This window comes from Chitinophaga sp. 30R24 (assembly GCF_049056765.1).
Lineage (GTDB): Bacteria > Bacteroidota > Bacteroidia > Chitinophagales > Chitinophagaceae > Chitinophaga.
This window is the reverse complement of record NZ_JBJGXX010000035.1, coordinates 1-2264: the sequence shown is the minus strand read 5'-3', so window position 1 is coordinate 2264 and position 2264 is coordinate 1. Positions and strand designations below refer to the sequence as shown.

Below are 2264 nucleotides of genomic sequence, written 5' to 3'. Positions count from 1 at the left end.
TTTGAACTCAAATAGGCCTGAATAATAAGATGCTTGTCACTTTCCAGATAGTAACCGTTCTTAAGTTTGACGATTTTCTTCATTTTTTACATTTTTTGTGTAAACCTATTTCAGGACAAGACAATAAATAAAATCCGGGCATCACTGTCCGGATTTTATTTATTTTAGGGGCAGGTCTTTGAAAAAAATGTGTCGCCAACGGGGAAGTGATCAGGAAAAGTGCCTTGGGTCCGTTGCTAGAGGAGACACATTATTATCCGTTTGGCCTGACGATGAGTGGGATAAGTTCGAATGCACTTAAAGGCTCGAACTATCCGGAGAACCGGATGAAGTATAATGGGAAGGAGTTACAGAGTAAAGAATTTGGAGATGGGAGTGGATTAGAGTTATATGATTTTGGGAAACGGATGCAAGATCCACAAATCGGAAGATGGCATGTTTTGGATCCGAAATCGGATCTTTTAGAAATGTCCTCTCCTTATGTTTACTGCTATAATAATCCAATAGCATATAAGGATCCTGATGGAGAACTGGCTATTTTAATTAATGGAAGGGTAGCAGGACCATCTGAGAGAGGAAGTGCGAGCTATTGGGATATGGGAATAATACAGGCTATCAAAAACTCAGGCATTCCTAATAGTAGCAATATGATGTTTGTGGATGGAGATAGATATTTTTATTCATCGGATCCAGCTTCACGGACATATGATCCAAGTAAAGACGGGGTAAGAAATGGAGGATGGATTGTAGGGTTATTGGCAGATGAAAGAAAACAAGCGGGATATATAATAGGGGAGCAAGATTTTCAAGAGATACTCTCTAGGTTGGCAAAGGATCCTGAAAGCGGAAAAATAATTGAGAAAATACAGATTTATACTCATAGCCGTGGAGGAGCTTTCGGTTCTGGATATACTGATGCATTATTAGAGATGATTAAACAGAATGCTGATAAATTTGCGGATCCGAGTAACGTTATTGATTTTGTTTATAATATGGCTCCTCATCAGTCTAATTTTATAAAAGCTCCTAAAGGTGTTAATTCTTATTCCCAAGATCATACATGGGATCCTTTATCAGGAAATGACATGGCGGGAAATAAAGTTGCATTTACTAGTAATGAAGGAGGTAGTTTATTGGGTCAACATGGTACAAGTTCTTTTGTAAAAGATGTTACGGCGTTTACCCAGGCATTTGTAAAAAGTGGAGGGGATAATAAAAAATTGCTTGATGATTTTACCAAAAAAATGAGAGGTTACGGAATAAAAGTTACCGTCTCACAATAACCTAATTTTATATGTTTGTCAGGCCAGTTTTAGCTAATTTATTGTTATTTGTTATTATTAGTGGTTTATTTATAGCCTTTGCTTTTGCATTTGGATATGCATCTAATCCTACCAGGTATCCTGTCCAGCTTATGATGCTTTATATTACATTGATTTTTTTTCATTTATTTCTTAATTATTTTTGGTTTAGAAAAATATTGCCTTTAAAAGCCTAGTAATTATAAGTGTAGTAATCTGTATTGTGCATATCTTTTTATACAGACTTATAGCTGGATGAGAGCATAAAAGCCGCAGATTATCTGCGGCTTTTATGCTTTTAATTTTTTAGCAGTAGTGGTGAGTTGGGCTTCTTTAAGAAAGGCATCAACCACGCGGAGGATAGTATTACGATCCTCTTCTGAAATCTTATCCAACAGCTCCAGGCGATAGAGCATTTTTTTATCCTTCACTAAAAATGTAGTGTTACCCACCAAATAATCCAGGCTTACGTCCAGTGCATCCGCAATTTTTGCGGCAACTTCTACAGATGGCGTAATCTCATTACGTTCATAACGGCCAATGATAGCACCGGAGGTGCCTACAGCCTTACCGAGTTCGTCCCGGTTAAGATCCTTCTCTTTACGTAGTTGTACTATTTTATTACCTAAATCCATACCTAATAAGTGATGAAAATGCCTGATTGATCGGCATTTTAGTAAAATTAGTTTATTGATAGGTGAAAAACAACAATGAAAAGTTTGTTTTTAATTTACCTATCAATTATCTTTGTCACCAATAGGTGAAGAAAAAATATTTTTTATGGCTAAGATCAATATCGATAATCAGGATGCCATTACTTACCAAACGGAGGAACTGGGGTGTCTTGTCCTGAAATAGGTTTACACAAAAAATGTAAAAAATGAAGAAAATCGTCAAACTTAAGAACGGTTACTATCTGGAAAGTGACAAGCATCTTATTATTCAGGCCTATTTGAGTTCAAA

General features: G+C 36.3%; 2 protein-coding genes. One reads left to right on the top strand and one right to left on the bottom strand.

Going from position 1 to position 2264, the window contains the following annotated elements; all coding sequences use genetic code 11:
• Positions 1-206 precede the first annotated feature (206 nt).
• Positions 207-1283 carry an RHS repeat-associated core domain-containing protein gene (locus ACDQ55_RS21615; RefSeq protein WP_420983723.1) on the top strand — a complete coding sequence of 359 codons (1077 nt, stop codon included), beginning with the start codon at positions 207-209 and terminating at the stop codon, positions 1281-1283.
• 308 nt (positions 1284-1591) lie between these two features.
• Here the strand turns inward: ACDQ55_RS21615 and ACDQ55_RS21610 are convergent, their stop codons facing one another.
• Complete coding sequence (locus tag ACDQ55_RS21610; protein WP_420982572.1) at positions 1592-1936, bottom strand: helix-turn-helix domain-containing protein; 345 nt, start codon at positions 1934-1936, stop codon at positions 1592-1594.
• Positions 1937-2264 lie beyond the last annotated feature (328 nt).